Origin of the sequence: Nonlabens xiamenensis (genome assembly GCF_003865345.1) — a bacterium.
In the GTDB taxonomy this organism is placed as follows: domain Bacteria; phylum Bacteroidota; class Bacteroidia; order Flavobacteriales; family Flavobacteriaceae; genus Nonlabens; species Nonlabens xiamenensis.
In genome coordinates, this window is record NZ_RMVE01000002.1 from 20,598 (window position 1) to 40,853 (window position 20,256).

The following is a 20,256-nucleotide window of genomic DNA, read 5'->3' on the forward strand; positions in this document are numbered from 1 at the left end:
TGTAATGGGTAAATTTTTTATTTCATGTGATCAAGCGAGTATCCTAAGCACGAGAGAGCAGTATGGAGACCTCAACCCCAAGGAGCAATTCCGCCACAAATTACACAAGACGTATTGTCTGGATTGTCGTTCCTTCCACAAAGGAAACGGAAAGTTTCAGCGTACGATCAATGGATTGAGATGGGTCAAACTCTCTAATGAGCAAAAATCAAACATCAAAAATCGCATCGAGGAAGCCATGAAGGAGTATAAACGATCTGCCCGTTAAGAAGCCGACTTCATTGATTCAAATGAATCAGTAACCACCACAAGGCTGGAATTGCTTCTACAAAAAAACTGGCATAATAATCTGATTTGAACTGGTCAGCTCTCCATATAGCCAGAGCGATTACACCCAACATGAGATATGTCAACTGGTGTTCAACATCTGATGGCCACCCCAATTGAAAATACTCGATCACTATATACAACACACACCAGGCTACACCTAAAATTTTGGCATTACGTGTACCGATTACCTGCGGAACCGTTCGTAATTGAGGCGCATCATATTTAAGGTCCCGAATCTCAAAAGGAATACACAAAGCCATCACCAACAGCATCAACTGTATAAAATCCACCAAAGACATCCAAAGGGACGAGACCTCCCCACCTGTAGTGGAAGACATCTCCCCATGGGTAGAAAAATTAGGATAACAAATAATCAACAGACTCCAGGCCAGGGCAACGATCACCAATTTGATCCAGGGCACTTGCCTGAAATTACGATGTCTGGGAAGTGGGAAAGCATATAACACACCTAATAATGCTGAACCCAGCAGTATGAGTTGCGCTTCAAAGGATTCCTCCAAAAATAGATAACCAGCTACCACTACTGCCATTACTGATAATAGCAAAATGGGCAGTCGGTATCTGAACTGGGAACCATCGAGTACTAACCTGCCATATTTGATCAAATTATACCCCAACAAAGCCCCACAGAACAATAAGAGGGGTACTTCAATTCCTACAGGGCTGTATCTATCCTGATTGCATATCAAAAACAAGGCAACAAAACACAGCGCCACATGCAGACTGGAGCGCAAATAAAAATCCAGGATATGCTTTAAAAAACCCATGTTACAAATTTAACCCGCATGGTTAATAAGTAAGTAAAAAGCGTTGACAAATCGGCTGTGAAGGAGGTCTTTATTGTTAGTTTGCTCAACAATATCGACTACTTTTGCAACATCTAAAAATAGACCACATAAGTACTATGAATACAGATCGTTTTGCCTTGAGACACATCGGACCTCGAAAAGCCGATATGGCTCCCATGCTCGAAAAGATTGGCGTGGACTCCATTGAACAATTAATCTACGAAACTGTTCCAGATGGTATCCGTCTCAAAAATGACCTGGATCTCGATCCAGCTATGAGCGAATATGAATTTTTGGGCCACATCAAAAAACTAGGTGATAAAAACAAACAATTCCGCAGCTATATTGGTTTAGGCTACCACGCTCCCATTACCCCGGCTGTCATCCAACGCAATATTTTGGAAAATCCAGGCTGGTATACCGCCTATACACCATATCAGGCAGAAATTGCCCAAGGAAGGTTGGAGGCCCTTCTCAATTATCAGACGATGATTGCAGATCTTACAGGAATGGAGTTGGCCAATGCATCGCTACTTGACGAAAGTACCGCCGCTGCTGAGGCCATGACCTTGCTCTACTCGGTCAGAGAACGTGATCAAAAGTCCAATAACATCAATAAATTCTTTGTAGACAGCGATTGTCTGCCCCAAACCAAGGACTTGTTGAAAACCAGGGCTATACCGCTGGGGATCGAATTGGTAGAAGGGAATCCGCAGGAATTGGACTTTGATGACAGCTATTACGCTATACTTCTTCAATATCCTGGAGCCAGTGGAAAAGTGGTGGATTATACCGCTTTCGCGAAAAAATGTCAAGATAAAAATATACGTATTGCAGTAGCCGCCGACATTATGTCGCTGGTATTACTGGAAGCACCAGGACATTGGGGTGCCGATGTCGTTGTAGGTACCACCCAACGCTTTGGAATTCCTTTGGGTTATGGTGGACCCCACGCCGCCTATTTTGCCACTAGGGAAGCCTATAAGCGTCAAATTCCAGGACGTATCATAGGCGTTACCAAGGATATGGACGGTAAGCGTGCCTTGCGCATGGCTTTACAGACCCGGGAGCAGCACATTAAACGCGATAAGGCGACTTCTAATATCTGTACCGCTCAAGTGCTCTTGGCCGTTATGGCAGGAATGTATGCGGTTTATCACGGTCCTAGAGGACTCAAATTTATTGCCTCCAAAATTCACCGTCAAGCCGCTACCCTGGCCGATGCGATCGAGCGATTGGGTATCTTTCAGACCAATGAGAATTATTTTGATACCTTGTGTTTTAAGGCGGATGCAGAAGCTGTAAAAAAGCAGGCACTGGAAAATGAGATCAACTTTTATTATCCAGACGCTGAAACGGTTCAAGTTTCACTGAATGAAACTACTTCACTGGCAGATCTCAACGATATTCTTTCCGCTTTCGCGAAAGCGGTCAACAAAGATTTTTCTCCTATAGAGCAACTGTTGGACCAAACCCATCTAGGCAACGGAAGACAAACCGAATTCATGACTTACCCTGTCTTTAATTCGTATCATTCTGAAACCGAGTTGATGCGTTATATCAAAAAATTGGAACGTAAGGATCTGGCCTTGAATCACTCCATGATTTCGTTGGGATCCTGTACAATGAAATTGAATGCTGCCGCAGAAATGCTGCCGCTTTCCAATCCGCAATGGGGTAATATTCATCCATTTGTGCCTTTGGATCAAGCCCAAGGCTATCAAGAAGTATTGACCAAATTAGAGCAACAACTCAATGAAATCACAGGATTTGCTGGAACTTCCCTTCAACCCAATTCTGGGGCACAAGGGGAATTTGCCGGATTGATGGCTATACGTGCCTATCATATTTCCCGTGGTGATGCCAACCGCAATATTTGTTTGATTCCTTCCAGTGCCCATGGTACCAACCCTGCCAGTGCAGTGATGGCGGGAATGAAAGTTGTGGTGACTAAAGCGCTTGAAAACGGGAACATTGATGTGGAAGATCTCAAAGAAAAAGCCGAAAAGTACAAAGATCACCTTGCGGCATTGATGGTTACTTACCCTTCAACCCACGGTGTTTATGAAAAAGAAATACAGCAAATTACTGGAATTATCCACGAAAACGGCGGACAAGTTTACATGGATGGAGCCAATATGAATGCCCAGGTTGGATTGACCAATCCAGGAAACATCGGCGCTGATGTGTGTCATTTGAACCTGCACAAAACCTTTGCGATTCCTCACGGTGGTGGAGGTCCAGGGGTAGGACCTATTTGTGTAGCACCTCAACTGGTACCCTTCCTGCCGACAAATCCGATTATAAAAACTGGTGGTGATCAAGCCATTACGCCTGTTAGTGCAGCTCCTTATGGAAGTGCTTTGGCCTGTTTGATTTCTTATGGATATATATGCATGCTGGGCGCCGATGGACTGAAACGCTCTACTGAATATGCTATTATCAACGCCAATTATATCAAAGAGCGATTGAAAGGTAGTTATGAATGTTTATATACAGGTGAAAAAGGGCGCGCAGCACACGAAATGATCATTGACTGTCGCCCATTCAAGGCCCACGGTATAGAAGTAACAGATATTGCTAAAAGATTGATGGATTATGGTTTCCACGCACCGACAGTTTCTTTTCCAGTAGCTGGCACCATGATGATCGAGCCTACGGAATCTGAAAGCAAGGAGGAAATGGATCGTTTTTGTGATGCCATGATTTCTATTAGAAAAGAGATTGAAGCCGCTTCCAAAGACGAACCTAACAATGTCTTGAAAAATAGTCCACATACCATGGCTATGGTAACGGCAGATGATTGGGATTTCCCTTACACCAGACAACAAGCCGCTTATCCACTAGATTGGGTGAACGACAACAAATTCTGGCCTACGGTTAGACGTGCTGATGATGCTTTCGGCGACAGAAACTTAATGTGCACGTGTGCGCCAATGGAAGAATATTTATAAAATATCTTGTTCACACGCTTCAAAAAAAAGCCTTTGATTCCATAATCAAAGGCTTTTTCTATTTTTAATAGATGAATTTAAGACCTGGTGTGCCCATTACCATTGACATAGTATTTATTGGTCACCAGTTGCTTAAGCCCTAAGGGGCCGCGGTGGTGCAATTTATCAGTACTTATGGCCAGTTCGGCACCAACCCCCATCTGACCACCATCAGTAAATCTAGTAGAGGCATTGTGATACACAGCAGCACTATCTACCTGCTCCATAAAATTAGCCGCTGTTTCTTCATCTTCCGTTAAAATAACATTGGAATGACCACCAGAATATTTATTAATGGTCTGAATGGCATCATCCAACCCATCCACCAATCCCATCGCTGCCTTATAAGCCAGAAACTCTTCGTACCACACCTCTTGGTTTTCAATGCTTAAATCAGTTACTAAATCATCAATTATTTCATCGCTGGCCAACAAAGTGACATTGTGTTTGGCCAATTCCTTTTCTATAATACCTGCGATGGCTTTGTATTCCTTATGATTTTTATCAATCAGGATTTTATCCAAAGCATTACAGCCAGAAATTTTATTGGTTTTCGCATTGACAATAACCAGAATCACTTTATCCAAATCGGCATCTGGTGCCACGTAAGCAAAATTATTCCCACGACCACTGATCAAAACCGCACATGTGGCGTGTTCCTTGACAAATTGGATCAACCTTTCTCCTCCTCTAGGCACGATTAAATCTAAGGGTTGGTCTGGATTTTTAAGGAATTCCTGTGTTTGCGTACGATTCATTTTGAGGTATTGAATCCAATCGGTAGAAAGTCCGTTTTCTTGCAACGCAGTATGCCAACATTTCACCAATTCCTCATTGCTAGCATGTGCCTCTTTTCCCCCTTTCAGCAATATTTTATTATTGGCTTTAAAGGCCAAAACTGCTGCCTCGATCGTTACATCTGGTCTGGACTCATAAATAATCATGATCGTACCAAAAGGCGCTGTTTTATTAGTGATGCGCAATCCGCTGACCAGGGTGTCATCACTGATGACTTTGTTGACTGGATCTTCTTGGGCCAAAACCTCTTCTACCGCACGTATCATGTCATCTACTTTGGCATTATCAACGATTAGTCGATAATATAATGCCTGATCGTCTCCACTAAATGCTTCTAAATCCTTTTTATTAGCAGTAATTATGGATTCACGATGAGTGTCCAACTGCTGTATCATGGATTTCAGCACCTTATTTTTTATATCTTCTGTAATAATCTTCATATCTCTATTTCTCTTCGTTTATAATTCCGCCCTTAAATCAGGCATTTTCTTCTTCTGTTTGATCGTGGTAAATACGTGTTCCTATCTCTTTCCCGTTGACGATATCAACAATAGCATTTTCATGTTTCCCATTGGCGATATAGGTGGGGATATTTTTGGCAGCGGTTTGTTTGGCCACGTTTAGTTTGGATTTCATACCGCCTCGACCTTCACCTTCTTTCTTTTGTGAGCTTTGAATAAATTGCTCGACACGTTGGGTGGTACTCACGGCTTTTATGACCTGACTATCCTCATCATCTGGATGTCCGTCATATAATCCTTCTGTATCGGTCAGTAGGATCATCATATCCGCCTGAATTAACTCGGCCACCAAACTAGCGAGTTCATCATTATCCGTAAACATCGACATCGACAAGGATACTGCATCATCTTCATTGGCAATAGGGATAATACCCTGACTCAGTAAGCCTTCATAGCAGTTGATCATGTTTTCTCTGTGTTTACCTTCGTCAAAATCTCTCTTGGTCGCTAGTACCTGAGCGCAACGCATACCATAATCATGAAAGATGCTGTAATAATGACGCATCATTCGAGGTTGCCCTACCGCTGAATACACCTGACGACGGATGGTCTCATCTTCTATTGTGTTATCATCCAATACTTCCTTTCCTGCAATAACAGAACCAGAAGAAATTAACACCGTCATGATATCTTCTTCATACAGTCTGGCGATTTGTTCCACTAGATTTTTTAGTATAGGTCTTACAATGCGATTGTCTTTATTGACCATGACATTGGTACCTACTTTTATGACTACTCTTTTCTTGTGCTTCACAGCTAAATTGGTTTTAAATCTAAATTATTGGCCTAACTCTACCGCTCTGTTAAATGCGGCATAGGCAGCTTCCTTAATAAGTTCCTTAACGTTGTTGTCTTCCATTGAGTCCAGAGCGGCACGGGTAGTTCCTCCTTTAGAAGCTACGCGGTCCATCCAGGATTCTGGTGACAGATCAGATTGGTTGAATAGTTCGACTGCGCCTTCAAAAGTTTGACTGACCAAGACTTTGGAATCGTGGTCTGAAAAGCCCATTTTCTGTGCAGCTTCCAACATAGATTGCATGAAATAGAATACATATGCAGGTCCACTTCCAGAAATTCCAGTACTCGCATCAATGTCATTTTCTGTATCTAAATAGACTGATTTTCCCGTGGTATCTAACAGCTGTTGAACCGTAGATAATTCTAGTCGTGACACTTCCTCGCTAGAGGTAAACGAAGTCAATCCTTTACCTACTTGTGCAGGTAGATTGGGCATAGCACGCACCACTTTATGTACGCCTAAACCTTGTTGAATAGATTGTATAGTCACACCTGCCATCAAGGAAACAATCAATTGATCGGGTTTCATTAATGGTTTAAGATCAGCCATCAATGCTTCTGAATGATAAGGCTTCACAGCAATAAATATGATATCTGCCAGGGCGAGACAGTCCTCCACATTTTGGTAGACATCAAAACGTGTAATTTTTTTGAGTTCCTTAATTTTTTCTGGGTTGGTATCTGAGATCATCAGATTGTCTTTACTCAGGAATTCTGAAGTAATGAGTGCTTTGGCGTAAGCCAATCCCATATTTCCAGCTCCAATAACAAGTACTTTCATTTGTTTATTTTGATTAATAAGATTTATTCTTCCTCGTTAGCTGCAAGCATTGTGCAGAGGTGCCAAATGATCCTTTTAATTTGTATAAATTTGAAAAATCGGCCGTCAGCGCAGTGATAAAGAGGTCTTAACTGTTTATTAATAAAATTGTCGGTTTGTCGGTCATCTGGTGTCAGATCGACAGCCAAAGCAGAGCTATAACCTTATAGTTACTGACAGTGATAAAAATGAAGATAAGCGATCATAAAAAGTTAGCGTCGAAATGGAAGGTATTATTATTCAGAGCATTGTATTTCCTTCAATAAATAAACTGTTTTTCAAGTAATTCTTCAATATGTGTTCAATTAGGAGAATTTGACTCGATAAATATTAGGAAAACAAGTCTAATAATGCTTTTTTTGCCAGTAGGAAGATTGACATAGATCAGATGAGAGCAAAAATTACTGGAGTTGGAAGCCATATCCCGGATGTGGTAAGAAAGAATGAAGAATTTATGAACCATGAGTTCATGAATAATGATGGAAGTGCTTTTAATAGCGACAATGCTACAATCATTGAGAAATTTGTGGCGATCACGGGAATTGAAGAGCGACGATATATCAGTGACGACTTACTGACCAGCGACATCGCTGCCAGTGCAGCCGAAAAAGCTATCGCTGATGCAGGTTGTAATCGGGAAAACATCGATTTTATAATCGTTGCCCATAATTACGGAGACGTGAAACCAGACGGTGGTTCAAGCGATATGGTTCCCAGTCTGGCCAGTAGGGTCAAAAACAAATTAGGGATTAAAAACCCGACCTGTGTGGCTTATGATGTTTTATTTGGTTGCCCAGGATGGGTACTGGGGCTCACCCAGGCCGACTCATTCATCAAATCAGGCTTGGCAGAAAAAGTTTTGGTCATAGGTGCAGAAGCACTGTCTAGAGTAGTTGATCCACACGACCGTGATTCCATGATTTATTCAGATGGAGCGGGTGCCGTTATCTTGGAGCCCAGCACTGACGAACATGGTATTCTGGGACAAGCCACTGCTACTTATACCGAAGAGGAAACCTATTTTATCTTCAACGAAAAATCTTATAATACTGATTTGGAAAATAAAACCCAGTACATCAAAATGTACGGGAGGCGAATTTACAATTTTGCTTTGTCTAAAGTGCCAGAAGGCATGAAAGCAGCGATGGAAAATGCGGGTGTTGATATAAAGGACCTGAAGAAAATATTTATCCACCAGGCCAATGAAAAGATGGATGAGGCTATAGTACAGCGCTTTTATAAGCTTTATGACATGGAAGTGCCTCAGGATATCATGCCTATGATCATTCATAAGCTGGGTAACAGTTCCGTTGCTACGGTGCCAACCGTGATGGACTTAGTTGTACGTGGTAAGATGCCGCAACACCGGGTTGAAAAAGGGGATGTCGTCATGTTTGCTAGCGTAGGTGCCGGAATGAACATCAATGCCATCGTATACCGATATTGATTCCGATGGCTGACCCGCAAAATTACCGTTAATCGATCACCTGCATTTTCATTTCAATGTCTTTTAGCGGCCAATCACTTTCATCAGTCTCCACTTGACTGATACGCTCAATGACCTCCATACCATCCACTACTCTACCAAAAATGGTATGCTCGTTGTCCAGGTGGCTCGCATTATTCAATGTAATAAAAAAGTCAAAGGCATCATGCCAATTTTCTGGATTGTTTTCCCATAATTTGGCCGCACTAACTGTACCGTATCTATGTCGGTATTGGGGTAAAAAGTTGGGCGGTAATCTATAGTTTCCAGCACTAGACCTCATCAAAGCAGGATAACTCTCGTCACTATCACCTCCCTGTACGACAAAATCCTTGACCACACGATGGAAGTAAGTACTATTGAAATATTCGTTCTTCACCAGATAAATAAAACTAGCCCGATATAATGGTGTTTCTTGAAATAATTCTATGGTTACATCACCATAAGGCGTGGTCATCAAAACTTTGGTTTCTGGATTTTTCTTGCCGTATCGGGTAAAGAATTTAGGCACACTGTCTTGAGGGATATATGCCAGTAAAGTGTCCCCATCACGCGTTACCTGAGGTTTATAGGTGCGTTCCTCCCAATATTCCTTGCGTGTTTTTGGCTTTTCCTTTTCTTCCTTGTTGAGTTCTTCAGGTTGTGGCTCCCGTGAAGTATCTTTACAAGACAAACTTAATAGGATCAACAATACCCAATACAGTGATTTCATTCCAGCAATTTTTAGAACAACTCCCAAAATTAAGGAATATGTCGTTGCCAGGCTTAGATTCTCAAATGAAGATGGCTGCGGTAGAGCGACTGGTTGAAATGCAACAAGTATCTCTGAGTGATCGCAAACCTAGAAAAGCCTCGGTCATGATGTTGATTTATCCCAAGGATGACATCGCTCATTTCGTATTGATTGAACGCGCACAGACCAAAGGTAAACACAGTGGTCAGATCGCTTTTCCAGGAGGTAGAAGAGAGCCAGAAGATCAGGATGCTGCAGCAACTGCGGTCAGGGAAACCTGGGAAGAAATTGGTGTACACCCCAAGTATCAAGAGGTGGTTAAAGCCAGTACGCCTTTATACATTCCGCCGAGTAACTATATGGTCTATCCATTTATCGCTTTCGCGAAAGCGCAACCTACTTTCAAGGCTCAACCCAGTGAAGTGAATTCAATTTTGGAAATACCTTTACAATTACTACTCGAGGAAGAAAGCATCAATAGTGTCGAACTGTCCACCAGCTATATGGATAAAGTTAAGGTTCCTTGTTTTTATTTTGGAACAACCATGGTTTGGGGTGCCACCGCAATGATGTTGTATGAAATCAAAGAAATGCTCAAAGCCAGCTTGGCTCATGGTCGCTGATCCGCTGTCTGCAATTCAACCCCTTAAAAAGCGGCAGAATTCAAATGAACGCAAGCTGCACTCAACTGACAGGGAGATGTGAACAAAGCCGGCCTCATCTTTGAATCAGATAGGATTGCCTATCAATACGTATATTTGCAATTGCGCAAAAATTTAAGCAGTAGATGGGGTTCATCAAAAAAAATCCGTTCGGTCACATTTTGTTTTTAAAACGTTGGTTGATACGCATCGCTGGGTTAATGTCGCACAGACGCTACCGCGGATTTAACGAATTGGAAATTGAGGGCAGCCAGATCATCCGGGATCTTCCAGATACTGGTGTTTTATTTGTCTCTAACCACCAGACCTATTTTGCCGATGTGGTGAGTATGTTTCACGTATTCAATGCTTCTCTTAAAGGCCGTGATGATAGTATCAAAAATGTCGGCTATCTCTGGAATCCAAAATTGAATATCTACTATGTTGCAGCCAAAGAAACCATGCAGAGCGGCTTACTGCCGAAGATTATGGCCTATGCCGGTGCTATTACTGTAGAACGCACCTGGCGCGCCAAGGGAGAGGAAGTCAATCGTGCTGTGAATCCAGATGATACCAAAAATATTGGTATTGCACTCGAGGACGGCTGGGTCATCACCTTTCCACAAGGAACAACCAAACCTTTCAAACCCATCAGAAAAGGTACCGCTCACATCATAAAACAGTATAAACCTATTGTAGTTCCTATCGTTATCGACGGTTTTCGTCGCAGTTTTGACCGCAAGGGACTGCGCATCAAAAAAAGGAATATTCTCCAGTCCATGGTGATCAAAGAACCATTGGATATTGATTACGAAAACGGAAAAATTGAAGACATTGTCAAACAGATTGAGTTTGCCATTGAGCAACATCCTTCCTTCTTAAAAGTTATCCCAGCCGAAGAAATCCAGGCCCAAGAAGATTTGAACGTCAAACGTCAGTGGGAATACTAATTTCAGCCGGACTTAAATCTTCAGCTATCGGCCAGCGTGGCTAAAAGAGTAAATAAAGTGCCTGTTCACTCTTATTAAAGTTTCCTAGCCTCGATAACCACAGCTCCCATGCCGGCAACTTCTGTAAAAAACAGATACTCTTGCTCATTTTCCCCCATCTTATATTTCTTCCTTATGTCCATCACCGACATCCTGAAATTGCGACTGACCACAGCACGGGAGGTTCCAGCGTACAGTTTTTTGATCTGTTTGGGTTTGGCTTCTAGCACTCGTACGACCTCAAAACAACGGCCAGGAAATTGTATCAATTCATTGCTGGTAAAGAAATGGCTGTCCCTATTCAATTTATAGACCAGATACCTTTCTTGAAGGGCATCAAATAATTGAGACTTCATAATAGCTGCATTGGGCTCATATAAATAGTTTTGGGGAGAACGATAATCAGCCAGCAGGTTATTTTGGCTCCATCGGGCTGAAAAATCGGACTGATCGCTTTGTAGATTTACACAAAAAATCTGAGGTTGTCTTTTTGTTTTCGGCTCTAGAATCCACAGCAATTCTTTTACCTCGTTTTTGATGGCGACAATATGTACCTGAGTAGTTTGCGGCAGCTGTTGAAGGCCAGCAGTAATGTCCAACATAGGTGAGGTCTTGATCATCAATCTTCTGGTTTTGTTAAAAATCAGGTCCAATTGCCCCACTAGATTGGGCTCATAATCCTCCAGCAAAACGGCCTTGGATTTAGCTTCTGTTTTCCGGCTAGGATCAGCAAATATCAAATCATACTTTTTCTCAGTCTGCTGGATAAATTTCATGCCATCCATGCAAATACTCTGGGTATCCAAGCCTTGCACTTCCAGTAGATGAGCAGCATAAGGCTGAAGTTCGGCGTTATATTCGATATGAGTGGTTTGATAGCCCGCTTTCGCGAAAGCGCAAACATCTATGCCAAAACCACCGGTCAAATCCACCATAGTGCCAGAAGGAAATAACATTGCTTTATAGGTAGCGGCAGTTTGCGAACTGGTCTGTTCCAGATTGAGTTTGGGAGGATACAAAATATCCTGACGTTCAAATAAGAATGGGAATTTGTTCTTGGCTTTTTGCAATCCAACCAATTGCTGTGTCAATTCCTGAGCAGAAATAGCTGGAAAAGGATGCGATCGCAACATGAAATCGGCAGGGTGTTCATGGAGATGTTCCCTGAGATAGGCATCCACTTCTTTTGAAATGGCCAATTTATTCATCTAAAGGTTTTGGGTAAGTTTCTTGACGATCTTGTATTCGCTCAGGAACTCTTTTGAGATGACTTTGATAGCAGTATACGTAGGTACTGCCAGCACCAGCCCAGTGATTCCGAATACCAATCCTGCAATCAAAATAATGATAAAGATCTCCAAAGGATGTGATTTTACACTCTTTCCAAAAATTAAGGGTTGGTTCAGGAAGTTATCGATGGTCTGTACAATTGCGTAACCTATCAATATGATGATGAGTTTGGGAAGAATGATTTCCGTGAAATTTGCACCCAAGTTATCGCTGATTACAAAAGCCGACATCAATACGTATCCGATGGCAGGCCCTAGATAAGGTACCAGATTGAGCAAGGCACAGAAAAAAGCGATAATCAAGGCATTATCGACGTCGACCACCAGCAACAAAATGCTATAGAGCACAAATAGTATCAATACCTGAAACACCAGACCTATAAAATACCTGGACAACAATTGCTTGATCTTAGTAAACGCACGTAAGAATTGACCTTCATTACCTTTTTTGGAAAAAACCAACACACCTTCCAGCAGCAATCTGCTATCCTTCAACAAAAAGAAGGCTATAAATAAGATGGAAAATAATCCAATGGCAAAACTTCCCAAGGTTCCAAAGAATCCATTAACAAATTGCGGGATCAAGTCCATATTAAATTCTCTGACGTAATCAAGATTTTGGACGCGTTCCAGAATATCAATGCGCTCAATACCAAAGTAATCGCTGATCTCCTCGTTCAGCACTTCTAGATTGGATTTGACCTCATCAATATCTATTTTACTGATGTTTTCACTCTGTTCCGTGATGATAGGAATGATTAATAAGACTGCGCCGATAATGATACAAAACAGAATCATCAAGGTAAGGATCACAGCAAGCGTATTCGCCAATTTCAATCTATCCCTAAGAAATAATACAATTGGACGACCGATCAGAGATAATACTGCGGCTATTCCTATATAAGCCAATACAGATTGGATTTCCCACAAAAACCAAAGCAAAACAAATATGCCGAATATGATTCCCAGGGCACGCAGGATTCCAAAAGCAATGGTTTTGGAGGAAATGATTTTGATTTTGCTCATGAATTAGTGGGTAAATACGTATTTGATGATGTTGGCACCCATATCCAAGGCTTTTTTACGCACCTCAGGCGGATCATTATGTACTTCTGGGCTTTCCCAACCGTCTCCCAAATCAGATTCAACGGTAAACAACAGTATTAATCTTCCCTCGTGAAAGATGCCTTTGGCTTGAGGTCTCGCACCATCATGCTCATGAATTTTAGGCAAACCCTTGGGGAATGGTGCATAGCTGTTAAAAATCGGATGATTGGCAGGTAATTCTATGAACTCCTTATCTGGAAATAATTTTTGCATTTCCTTGTCGAGATAAGTGGCCATGCCGTAATTGTCATCAATATGTAAAAAACCGCCGCTGAGCAGATAATCCCTCAAATTGGAAATATCCTCATCGCTGAACACGACATTTCCATGGCCTGTCATATGGATCCAAGGATATTGAAAGATATCTACACTGGAGGGTTCCACTGTGGCTACATCAGGCGAAATTGATGTACCTAACTCGGTGTTGCAATAGGCGATCAAATTGGGCACGGCAGTAGGATTGGAATACCAGTCGCCTCCTCCATTATATTTGAGAATAGCAAGCTCTTGAGCAGGCGCCAACAAGCCGAATAAAAGGACCAATAAAACAAATTGTAGTTTCATGATGACAAGTTACAAACTTAAACCGATTTTAATTCTTGTCACTGTACGGCCGACTTAAATATTTCTAAAGGTGACCATGTTTGGATCTTACTAGTCCTTGGAATTAACACTTTGAAAACTGTTGAAAACCGCCGCGGTGTAAACACCAGCAGTTTCTGTGCGCAGTCGGTTATTTCCTAAGCTGGTGGGTAAAAAACCAGCTTTCAGGGCCTGGTCAATTTCCTGACCAGAAAAATCACCTTCTGGTCCTATTAACATCAGGGTGTCTGCCTTGTTTTGCAATAGGTCTTGCAACAACCGCTTATTTCTTTCCTCACAGTGAGCGATAAGTCGCAGACCGGCATGATTTTCCTGGATAAAATCAGAAAACTTAGTGAGTGGGTCCAATTGTGGAAGATAAAACTGCTGGCTTTGTTTCATGGCACTCACCAAAATTTTTTCAAATCGCTCTGGCTTAATTTTCAAGCGCTCACTGTGATCGCAAATTAATGGTGTAATGCGTGATACTCCCATTTCCGTGGCTTTTTCAAGAAACCACTCGGTACGGTCATTCATTTTGGTCGGAGCAATGGCGATATGCAACTGAGGAGATGGAGCTGGGTAAGCTTTCGCGAAAGCGAGATCTATACCGCATTTATTACTGGTGACCAACTGAATAGTTCCTGTAAATAGATTTCCATTACCATCAGTAATGCTCACCTGATCACCTTCCTTTTTGCGCAACACACGTGTCATATGCCTGGCTTCCTCTTTATCCAGAAGGATATGCTCACTTTCAGAATTGATATGGGGGAAATAAAAGAGTTGCATCACATCTGGATTCTGGGTGAGGCCGTTGTCTCTAAACCATCAAACTCCCTATCCAGGTACTTGAAATAAGCCGAAATCCCAATCATAGCCGCATTATCTGTCGTAAATTCAAAAGGAGGAATAAATGTTTTCCATCCCTTTTCTTGTTTGCTTTCCAACTTCTTCCTGATGCCTGAATTGGCACTGACCCCACCGCCTATTGCCACACTATTGATACCGGTGGACTTGACTGCTTTTTCAATTTTTTTGAATAGAATCTTGATCAATGTATATTGGATACTCGCACAGATATCATCCAGGTGTTTCTCGATAAAAGCTGGATCTTTTTGGGTTTCGCGTTGAATAAAGTACAATACGGCAGTTTTGAATCCGCTAAAACTATAATTCAAACCTGGTGCCTTGGGAACAGGAAATTCAAAAGCATGGGGATTGCCTTTTTGAGCATGTTTATCAATCAACGGCCCCGCGGGATAGCCCAATCCTAGTATTTTTCCTGATTTGTCAAAGGCCTCTCCTATTGCATCATCTTGGGTGGTTCCAATAACTTCCATGTCGTGATAAGCCTTGACCAACACTAATTGGGTATGGCCTCCACTAATGGTTACTCCAATGAACGGAAACTCAGGTTGAGGAGCACCTGTATCGACAAAATGAGCCAATAAATGTCCTTGCATGTGATGAACGCCGATCAAAGGGATTCCCAGGGAAAGGGATAGGGATTTGGCAAAGCTGGTTCCCACGAGCAAACTACCCATCAAACCTGGGCCTATGGTAAAGGCGATAGCGTGCAATTGTTCTTTAGTAATTCCAGCGTTTTCAAGAGCTAGATCAACAACCGGAACGATATGAGATTGATGTGCTCTTGAAGCCAATTCAGGGACAACACCTCCATATTGTTCATGCACTTTTTGCCCAGCGATCACGTTACTTAACACCCGGTCATTGGCCAGAACAGCACAAGCCGTATCGTCACAGGAAGATTCAATGGCTAGAATGTAAATAATTTGTTGGTCCATTGGGCATGAAAGGCATAAAAATTGGTAATCTTTGCAAAAGTAAAGGATATATCATTAAAAAGATTTTTAAAATACTGTGGAGGACCCTACTGGTCCTGCTGATACTTTTCACAGTCTTGGTGATTGCCTTTTCTTTTCCCAGTGTACAAACCAAAGCTGCCCAATATGCCACCTCTTATCTAAATGAGCAGTACGGCACAGATATCCAGATTGAAGGTATTGATCTATCCTTTTCTGGGGACCTGATATTGAAAAAATCGCGCGCCCTGGATCATCGACAAGACACCCTGTTCTATTTTGATCGGTTGGAAACTTCCATTTTGGGCTTTGGGGATTTGATTGCTGGATCACCTGATCTGGGTACCACAGCTATTGATGGTTTGTATTTGAACATTCACCGATACCAAGGCGAGACCGACGATAATCTCATTCAATTTATTAAAAAATTTGGGGAAAGTAAGCCATCAAATACGAAGCCTTTTGAACTAAGTACTGGTGATTTGAGTATTACCCGATCCAGGATCAATGTCATTGATGATAACATTAAGTATCCTGAATCTTTTGTGGCTACCGACTTTAATCTAGAGTCCGAGGGCTTGTTTATCAACGGGTCAGATATTTCTGCCGTGATTGAAAATGCCGACTTCCATATGTTTACTGGGGTGATGCGTAATTCCAATGCACCCGAAGGCTTGACCATTAAAGACTTGAAAGCTGATTTCTCGTACACACCTCAAGAGATCCAGGCTCAAGGAATGCGGTTGCAGACGGCAGGATCCCTGCTGGAAGGAGATTTGGTATTGAAATATAAGCGAGAAGATTTTGCCGACTTCGTTAGAAAAGTGGAATGGGACTTTCAAATTGACCAGGCCGATCTTTCCACCAACGAGCTGAGAAAATTCTATGATGAAATCGTACCTGATGAAAATGTAGTGCTCAAAGGTCATATGACTGGACCTTTAAATGATTTTAAAGTGGAAGGTCTGGAGGCCATCACGCTGGGCGATATCACCATCAAAGGAGATATGAGTTTTCAAAACCTGATCGAGGAACGAGAAGAATTCTTTATTGAAGGAGATTTTGAGCAGTTAGAAGTCAGCAATCGAGACCTCAAAAAATTCCTTCCCAATATCCTCGGAAATAGCTTGCCGCCCATGTTGGACCAATTGGGAACGGTCAAAGCTACCGGTTATGCTAGTGTTGACAAAGACGTTGTTGTATCTAACCTCAGTGGTAGTTCGAGGAAAGGTAACTTTAATACTCGTATTACCTTGGACGCTATCCAAAGTGGATATATAGGTTATAACGGTAATATTAAATTGCAAAGTCTGGACCTTGGGTCTATTCTCAATCTTCCTGAACTTGGAAGGGTTACCCTGGACCTAGACGTTGCGGGAAGAGGTTTTAATCCAGACAATGCCAATACCAGGCTAAAGGGTCGCATCCAGCGCTTGACCTATAGAAATTACACCTATCGTAACATTCGAGTGAATGGAAAACTAAAAAAACCTGAATTCAACGGGAAGTTAAGTATTGACGACCCTAACATGCAACTTGATTTTGACGGGCTAGCCGATTTGAAAACTGAGAGTAACACTTATGATTTTAAGGCCGATATCAAGTATGCAGACCTCAATGCAACCAATCTGTTCAAAAGAGATTCGATCTCCATCTTAAAGGGATCGATTGAAATGAATATGCAGGGCACTACCCTAGATGATGCTGTCGGTACCATCAACATCAATGATGCGAGTTATACCAATCAAAACAATGACTATGTATTTGAGGATTTTACCATTTCCTCAACTTTTAAGGATCAGGAACGCCTGATTTCTATCAACAGCACGGACATCATAGAAGGTGAACTATCCGGAGTTTTCAAATTGCGCGAGATACCTGAGTTGTTTAAAAATAGTATTGGTAACGTTTATACCAATTATCGATCTGAAAATATTACTGAAGACCAATACCTGGATTATGAATTCCAGATCTACGACAAAATTGTTGACCTTGTATTTCCAGATATTGAATTGGGAGAGAACACCATTTTAAAAGGGCAGGTAGCTAGTAATGAAGCGCAATTTCGCATGACTTTTAGAACCCCACATATCAAGGCCTTTGATGTGGAGCTTAACCAAGTCAATGCCCAAATTAATAACCAAAATCCATTGTTCAATACCTTTATCAAAATAGACGAAGTCAATACCCCATTTTATGATGTAGAGGATTTTCAACTGATCAATGTAACCAATCAGGACACCCTGCTCTTCCGGACCAAGTTCAATAGCCAAAAACGGGAAACAGATAAATTTAATCTGAGCTTTTACCATACTGTAAATGACAGCAATGTGTCCGTGATAGGGATCAGAAAGAGTGACATTATTTTCCAGGGACAGAAATGGTTCCTGAACCGAGCCGACAAGGAAGTCCAGCTCAGTTTTGATCATGACTTCAAGAAATTCTCACTGGACAGCCTGGTAGCTCGTCACCAAGAAGAAATGATTACCGTATCTGGTGATGTTCAAGGAAAAACTGAAAAGCAGCTTTATCTCGATTTTAAAGATGTACGTGTTTCAAGTCTAGTCTCTCCTATCGATAGTTTGAAGCTCAAAGGCCATATTGATGGGAATTTGATTCTGAATCAAACCGATGGGAATTATGCGCCTACCAGTGATTTTACGGTGAAGGGTCTTGAAGTCAATGATACGCCATTGGGAGATTTTGAATTGACCGTAGAAGGGAATGAGAACTTGACCGATTATCAAGTGAATGCACAATTAAAGGATGATGTCCAGCGCACCTTTACTGCTCAGGGAAATATCAATACCAGTGGTGCCAGTTCTACTATCGATGTGGACGCGGTTTTCAAAGATTTCAATTTGGTGGCGCTGAGTCCGCTGGGAGGGGAAGTATTGGATCGCATACGCGGTTTGGCTTCGGGAAAAGCATCCATTACTGGTGACCTCACCGCGCCAGATATTAATGGATCGGTACGTTTGAATCAGGCTGGATTAAGAATACCTTATCTCAATACTGATTTTGATATCCAGAACAAGGCGAGAGTAAACATAAGCTCAACTGTGTTTGAATTTGATGATTTAGTGCTTAAGGATACCAAATACGGTACACAAGGCATACTTTCTGGTCAGATCAATCATAGGAATTTTGGATTCTGGGACCTGGACTTAAAGGTTGAATCCGATCGTTTACTCGCCTTGGATACCGAACTTACCCCTGAGTCACTCTACTACGGCACTGCATTTATCGATGGTGTAGCTACCGTGACTGGTCCTACCGATGAATTGTTTATTAATGTGGTCGCTACTACGGGCAGGGAAACGATTTTTAAAGTTCCCATTGATGATGGAGAATCCTTGGGAGATACCTCAGCCATTTACTTTTTAAGTCCTGAAGAAAAACAGGCGCGTATTTCTGGAGAAAAAGTGGTGACTGATAAGATCAGTGGTCTCGAACTAAGATTTGAATTGCAGGTGACTCCAGTGGCCGAAGTAGAAATCACCGTAGACCCTACCAATGGAAGCTACCTCAAAGGTAGAGGTGTGGGTAATCTTCTTTTGGAAATCAATACCAATGGAAAATTTGTAATGAACGGAGATTTTATTGTGACAGAAGGGATTTATAATTTTAAATACGCGGGTATCGTTAATAAGAATTTTATTATTGAACCAGGAGGAACCATGGATTGGAACGGTGATCCGACCAATGCCAATATTGATGTACAAGCCACCTATCTGACCAGCGCCAACCCTTCTATTCTATTAGATAATCCCAACTTGAACGCTCAGGTCCCTGTGGAAGTTCTGACCAAACTGCAAGGAGATCTCAGCTTTTTTGATCCTGAATTTGAAATCAGATTCCCCAATACCAGCTCGGTGGTAAGTTCAGAACTTCAATACCGATTGGAAGATAAGTCCCAAAGACAACTACAAGCACTTTCTCTGGTAGCGACTGGATCCTTTTATAATCCAAACAGTATTGGTTCTAACGCGGTGGCTGGAAATGTGGTAGAGAGCGTCACTGGGATCGTCAATGATCTGGTAAGCCGGGAAGACAGCAGATTTGACTTTGGCGTAAGCTACGAGGCCTCAGAGCGCAATCCTAACTCTGACTTACAGCGATCTGATCGATTTGGTATCACCTTGAGCACGCAAATTACAGATCGGGTGCTGATCAATGGTAAATTAGGGGTTCCCGTTGGCTCTACCGGTGCTACAGAGCGTACGGTGATCGGTAATGTCCAAATTGAATTTTTATTGAACGATGATGGCTCCCTGCGATTAAAACTATTCAATCGCGAAAATACACTTCAGCAATTAGGACAACAGGAAGATTATACTCAGGGATTGGGATTACAGTATCAAGTGGATTTTGATAGTTTAAAGGAGCTATACGAAAAGATCTTTAAAAAGAAAATTGATAGAGAACCCAAACAACTTCCCAGTGAAGAAGTAGACAGCCGCCCTGAGGAGTTTACACAATAGAATTTTGATGGTAATTTCGCTTAAAGCGAAAGTATAAGTCTTACATTAAC

The 20,256-nt window shown here is 41.9% G+C and carries 16 protein-coding genes; 6 read left to right on the top strand and 10 right to left on the bottom strand.

Annotated elements, in window-relative coordinates; all coding sequences use genetic code 11:
- Nucleotides 1-4 precede the first annotated feature (4 nt).
- Nucleotides 5-268 carry a hypothetical protein gene (locus EGM47_RS05075; protein WP_124979720.1) on the top strand — a complete coding sequence of 88 codons (264 nt, stop codon included), beginning with the start codon at nucleotides 5-7 and terminating at the stop codon, nucleotides 266-268.
- Between the two features lie 10 nt (nucleotides 269-278).
- Here the strand turns inward: EGM47_RS05075 and EGM47_RS05080 are convergent, their stop codons facing one another.
- On the bottom strand, nucleotides 279-1,118 hold the full coding sequence (locus EGM47_RS05080; RefSeq protein ID WP_124979721.1) for a UbiA prenyltransferase family protein: 840 nt from the start codon (nucleotides 1,116-1,118) through the stop codon (nucleotides 279-281).
- A gap of 137 nt (nucleotides 1,119-1,255) precedes the next feature.
- Here EGM47_RS05080 and gcvP point away from each other — a divergent pair, with 137 nt between their 5' ends.
- Nucleotides 1,256-4,093, top strand: coding sequence for an aminomethyl-transferring glycine dehydrogenase (gene gcvP / locus EGM47_RS05085; protein WP_124979722.1), 2,838 nt, complete (start codon nucleotides 1,256-1,258; stop codon nucleotides 4,091-4,093).
- 77 nt (nucleotides 4,094-4,170) lie between these two features.
- On the opposite strand, the gene EGM47_RS05090 is transcribed toward gcvP, so the two are convergent.
- From EGM47_RS05090 to proC, 3 genes are read right to left on the bottom strand one after another with little or no spacing between them, the layout of a single operon-like run.
- Entirely contained in the window at nucleotides 4,171-5,370 is a 1,200-nt protein-coding gene (locus EGM47_RS05090; RefSeq protein WP_124979723.1) for a glutamate-5-semialdehyde dehydrogenase, read from the bottom strand.
- Nucleotides 5,371-5,407: 37 nt separating this feature from the next.
- Entirely contained in the window at nucleotides 5,408-6,205 is a 798-nt protein-coding gene (proB, locus tag EGM47_RS05095; RefSeq protein WP_262707056.1) for a glutamate 5-kinase, read from the bottom strand.
- 24 nt (nucleotides 6,206-6,229) lie between these two features.
- Nucleotides 6,230-7,030 (bottom strand): pyrroline-5-carboxylate reductase, encoded by an 801-nt coding sequence (gene proC, locus EGM47_RS05100; protein WP_124979724.1) that lies wholly within the window; start codon nucleotides 7,028-7,030, stop codon nucleotides 6,230-6,232.
- Between the two features lie 427 nt (nucleotides 7,031-7,457).
- Here proC and EGM47_RS05105 point away from each other — a divergent pair, with 427 nt between their 5' ends.
- Nucleotides 7,458-8,516, top strand: coding sequence for a 3-oxoacyl-ACP synthase III family protein (locus EGM47_RS05105; protein WP_124979725.1), 1,059 nt, complete (start codon nucleotides 7,458-7,460; stop codon nucleotides 8,514-8,516).
- A 28-nt stretch (nucleotides 8,517-8,544) separates the two neighbouring features.
- On the opposite strand, the gene EGM47_RS05110 is transcribed toward EGM47_RS05105, so the two are convergent.
- Entirely contained in the window at nucleotides 8,545-9,267 is a 723-nt protein-coding gene (locus EGM47_RS05110; RefSeq protein ID WP_124979726.1) for a peptidylprolyl isomerase, read from the bottom strand.
- A 38-nt stretch (nucleotides 9,268-9,305) separates the two neighbouring features.
- Between EGM47_RS05110 and EGM47_RS05115 the strand changes: the two genes are divergently transcribed.
- Both EGM47_RS05115 and EGM47_RS05120 read left to right on the top strand, forming a co-directional pair.
- Nucleotides 9,306-9,911, top strand: a complete 606-nt coding sequence (locus EGM47_RS05115; RefSeq protein WP_124979727.1) for an NUDIX hydrolase — start codon at nucleotides 9,306-9,308, stop codon at nucleotides 9,909-9,911.
- A gap of 164 nt (nucleotides 9,912-10,075) precedes the next feature.
- Complete coding sequence (locus tag EGM47_RS05120) at nucleotides 10,076-10,879, top strand: lysophospholipid acyltransferase family protein (RefSeq protein WP_124979728.1); 804 nt, start codon at nucleotides 10,076-10,078, stop codon at nucleotides 10,877-10,879.
- 74 nt (nucleotides 10,880-10,953) lie between these two features.
- Here EGM47_RS05120 and EGM47_RS05125 read toward each other — a convergent pair whose 3' ends face one another.
- The 5 genes from EGM47_RS05125 to tsaD form a co-directional block, all read right to left on the bottom strand.
- The gene (locus EGM47_RS05125) at nucleotides 10,954-12,126 is read right to left on the bottom strand and encodes a THUMP-like domain-containing protein (RefSeq protein ID WP_124979729.1); all 1,173 of its coding nucleotides are present in this window, start codon (nucleotides 12,124-12,126) and stop codon (nucleotides 10,954-10,956) included.
- Nucleotides 12,127-13,233: an AI-2E family transporter gene (locus EGM47_RS05130; RefSeq protein WP_124979730.1), complete on the bottom strand. Its 1,107-nt coding sequence runs from the start codon at nucleotides 13,231-13,233 to the stop codon at nucleotides 12,127-12,129.
- A gap of 3 nt (nucleotides 13,234-13,236) precedes the next feature.
- Nucleotides 13,237-13,878 (bottom strand): DUF4159 domain-containing protein, encoded by a 642-nt coding sequence (locus tag EGM47_RS05135; RefSeq protein WP_124979731.1) that lies wholly within the window; start codon nucleotides 13,876-13,878, stop codon nucleotides 13,237-13,239.
- A 90-nt stretch (nucleotides 13,879-13,968) separates the two neighbouring features.
- Nucleotides 13,969-14,688, bottom strand: a complete 720-nt coding sequence (locus tag EGM47_RS05140) for a 16S rRNA (uracil(1498)-N(3))-methyltransferase (protein WP_124979732.1) — start codon at nucleotides 14,686-14,688, stop codon at nucleotides 13,969-13,971.
- Complete coding sequence (gene tsaD / locus EGM47_RS05145) at nucleotides 14,688-15,704, bottom strand: tRNA (adenosine(37)-N6)-threonylcarbamoyltransferase complex transferase subunit TsaD (protein ID WP_124979733.1); 1,017 nt, start codon at nucleotides 15,702-15,704, stop codon at nucleotides 14,688-14,690. The genes EGM47_RS05140 and tsaD overlap by 1 nt, the downstream gene beginning before the upstream one ends.
- A 5-nt stretch (nucleotides 15,705-15,709) precedes the next feature.
- Here tsaD and EGM47_RS05150 point away from each other — a divergent pair, with 5 nt between their 5' ends.
- Nucleotides 15,710-20,206 carry a translocation/assembly module TamB domain-containing protein gene (locus EGM47_RS05150; RefSeq protein ID WP_124979734.1) on the top strand — a complete coding sequence of 1,499 codons (4,497 nt, stop codon included), beginning with the start codon at nucleotides 15,710-15,712 and terminating at the stop codon, nucleotides 20,204-20,206.
- Nucleotides 20,207-20,256 lie beyond the last annotated feature (50 nt).

Bases quoted from the DNA above. Each gene is read 5' to 3' on its own strand.
- tsaD (WP_124979733.1), bottom strand. From the start codon at position 15,704: ATGGACCAACAAATTATTTACATTCTAGCCATTGAATCTTCCTGTGAC.
- EGM47_RS05105 (WP_124979725.1), top strand. From the start codon at position 7,458: ATGAGAGCAAAAATTACTGGAGTTGGAAGCCATATCCCGGATGTGGTA.
- proC (WP_124979724.1), bottom strand. From the start codon at position 7,030: ATGAAAGTACTTGTTATTGGAGCTGGAAATATGGGATTGGCTTACGCC.
- EGM47_RS05150 (WP_124979734.1), top strand. From the start codon at position 15,710: ATGAAAGGCATAAAAATTGGTAATCTTTGCAAAAGTAAAGGATATATC.
- EGM47_RS05135 (WP_124979731.1), bottom strand. From the start codon at position 13,878: ATGAAACTACAATTTGTTTTATTGGTCCTTTTATTCGGCTTGTTGGCG.
- EGM47_RS05120 (WP_124979728.1), top strand. From the start codon at position 10,076: ATGGGGTTCATCAAAAAAAATCCGTTCGGTCACATTTTGTTTTTAAAA.
- gcvP (WP_124979722.1), top strand. From the start codon at position 1,256: ATGAATACAGATCGTTTTGCCTTGAGACACATCGGACCTCGAAAAGCC.
- EGM47_RS05090 (WP_124979723.1), bottom strand. From the start codon at position 5,370: ATGAAGATTATTACAGAAGATATAAAAAATAAGGTGCTGAAATCCATG.
- EGM47_RS05075 (WP_124979720.1), top strand. From the start codon at position 5: ATGGGTAAATTTTTTATTTCATGTGATCAAGCGAGTATCCTAAGCACG.
- EGM47_RS05115 (WP_124979727.1), top strand. From the start codon at position 9,306: ATGTCGTTGCCAGGCTTAGATTCTCAAATGAAGATGGCTGCGGTAGAG.
- EGM47_RS05130 (WP_124979730.1), bottom strand. From the start codon at position 13,233: ATGAGCAAAATCAAAATCATTTCCTCCAAAACCATTGCTTTTGGAATC.
- EGM47_RS05110 (WP_124979726.1), bottom strand. From the start codon at position 9,267: ATGAAATCACTGTATTGGGTATTGTTGATCCTATTAAGTTTGTCTTGT.
- EGM47_RS05140 (WP_124979732.1), bottom strand. From the start codon at position 14,688: ATGCAACTCTTTTATTTCCCCCATATCAATTCTGAAAGTGAGCATATC.
- EGM47_RS05080 (WP_124979721.1), bottom strand. From the start codon at position 1,118: ATGGGTTTTTTAAAGCATATCCTGGATTTTTATTTGCGCTCCAGTCTG.
- EGM47_RS05125 (WP_124979729.1), bottom strand. From the start codon at position 12,126: ATGAATAAATTGGCCATTTCAAAAGAAGTGGATGCCTATCTCAGGGAA.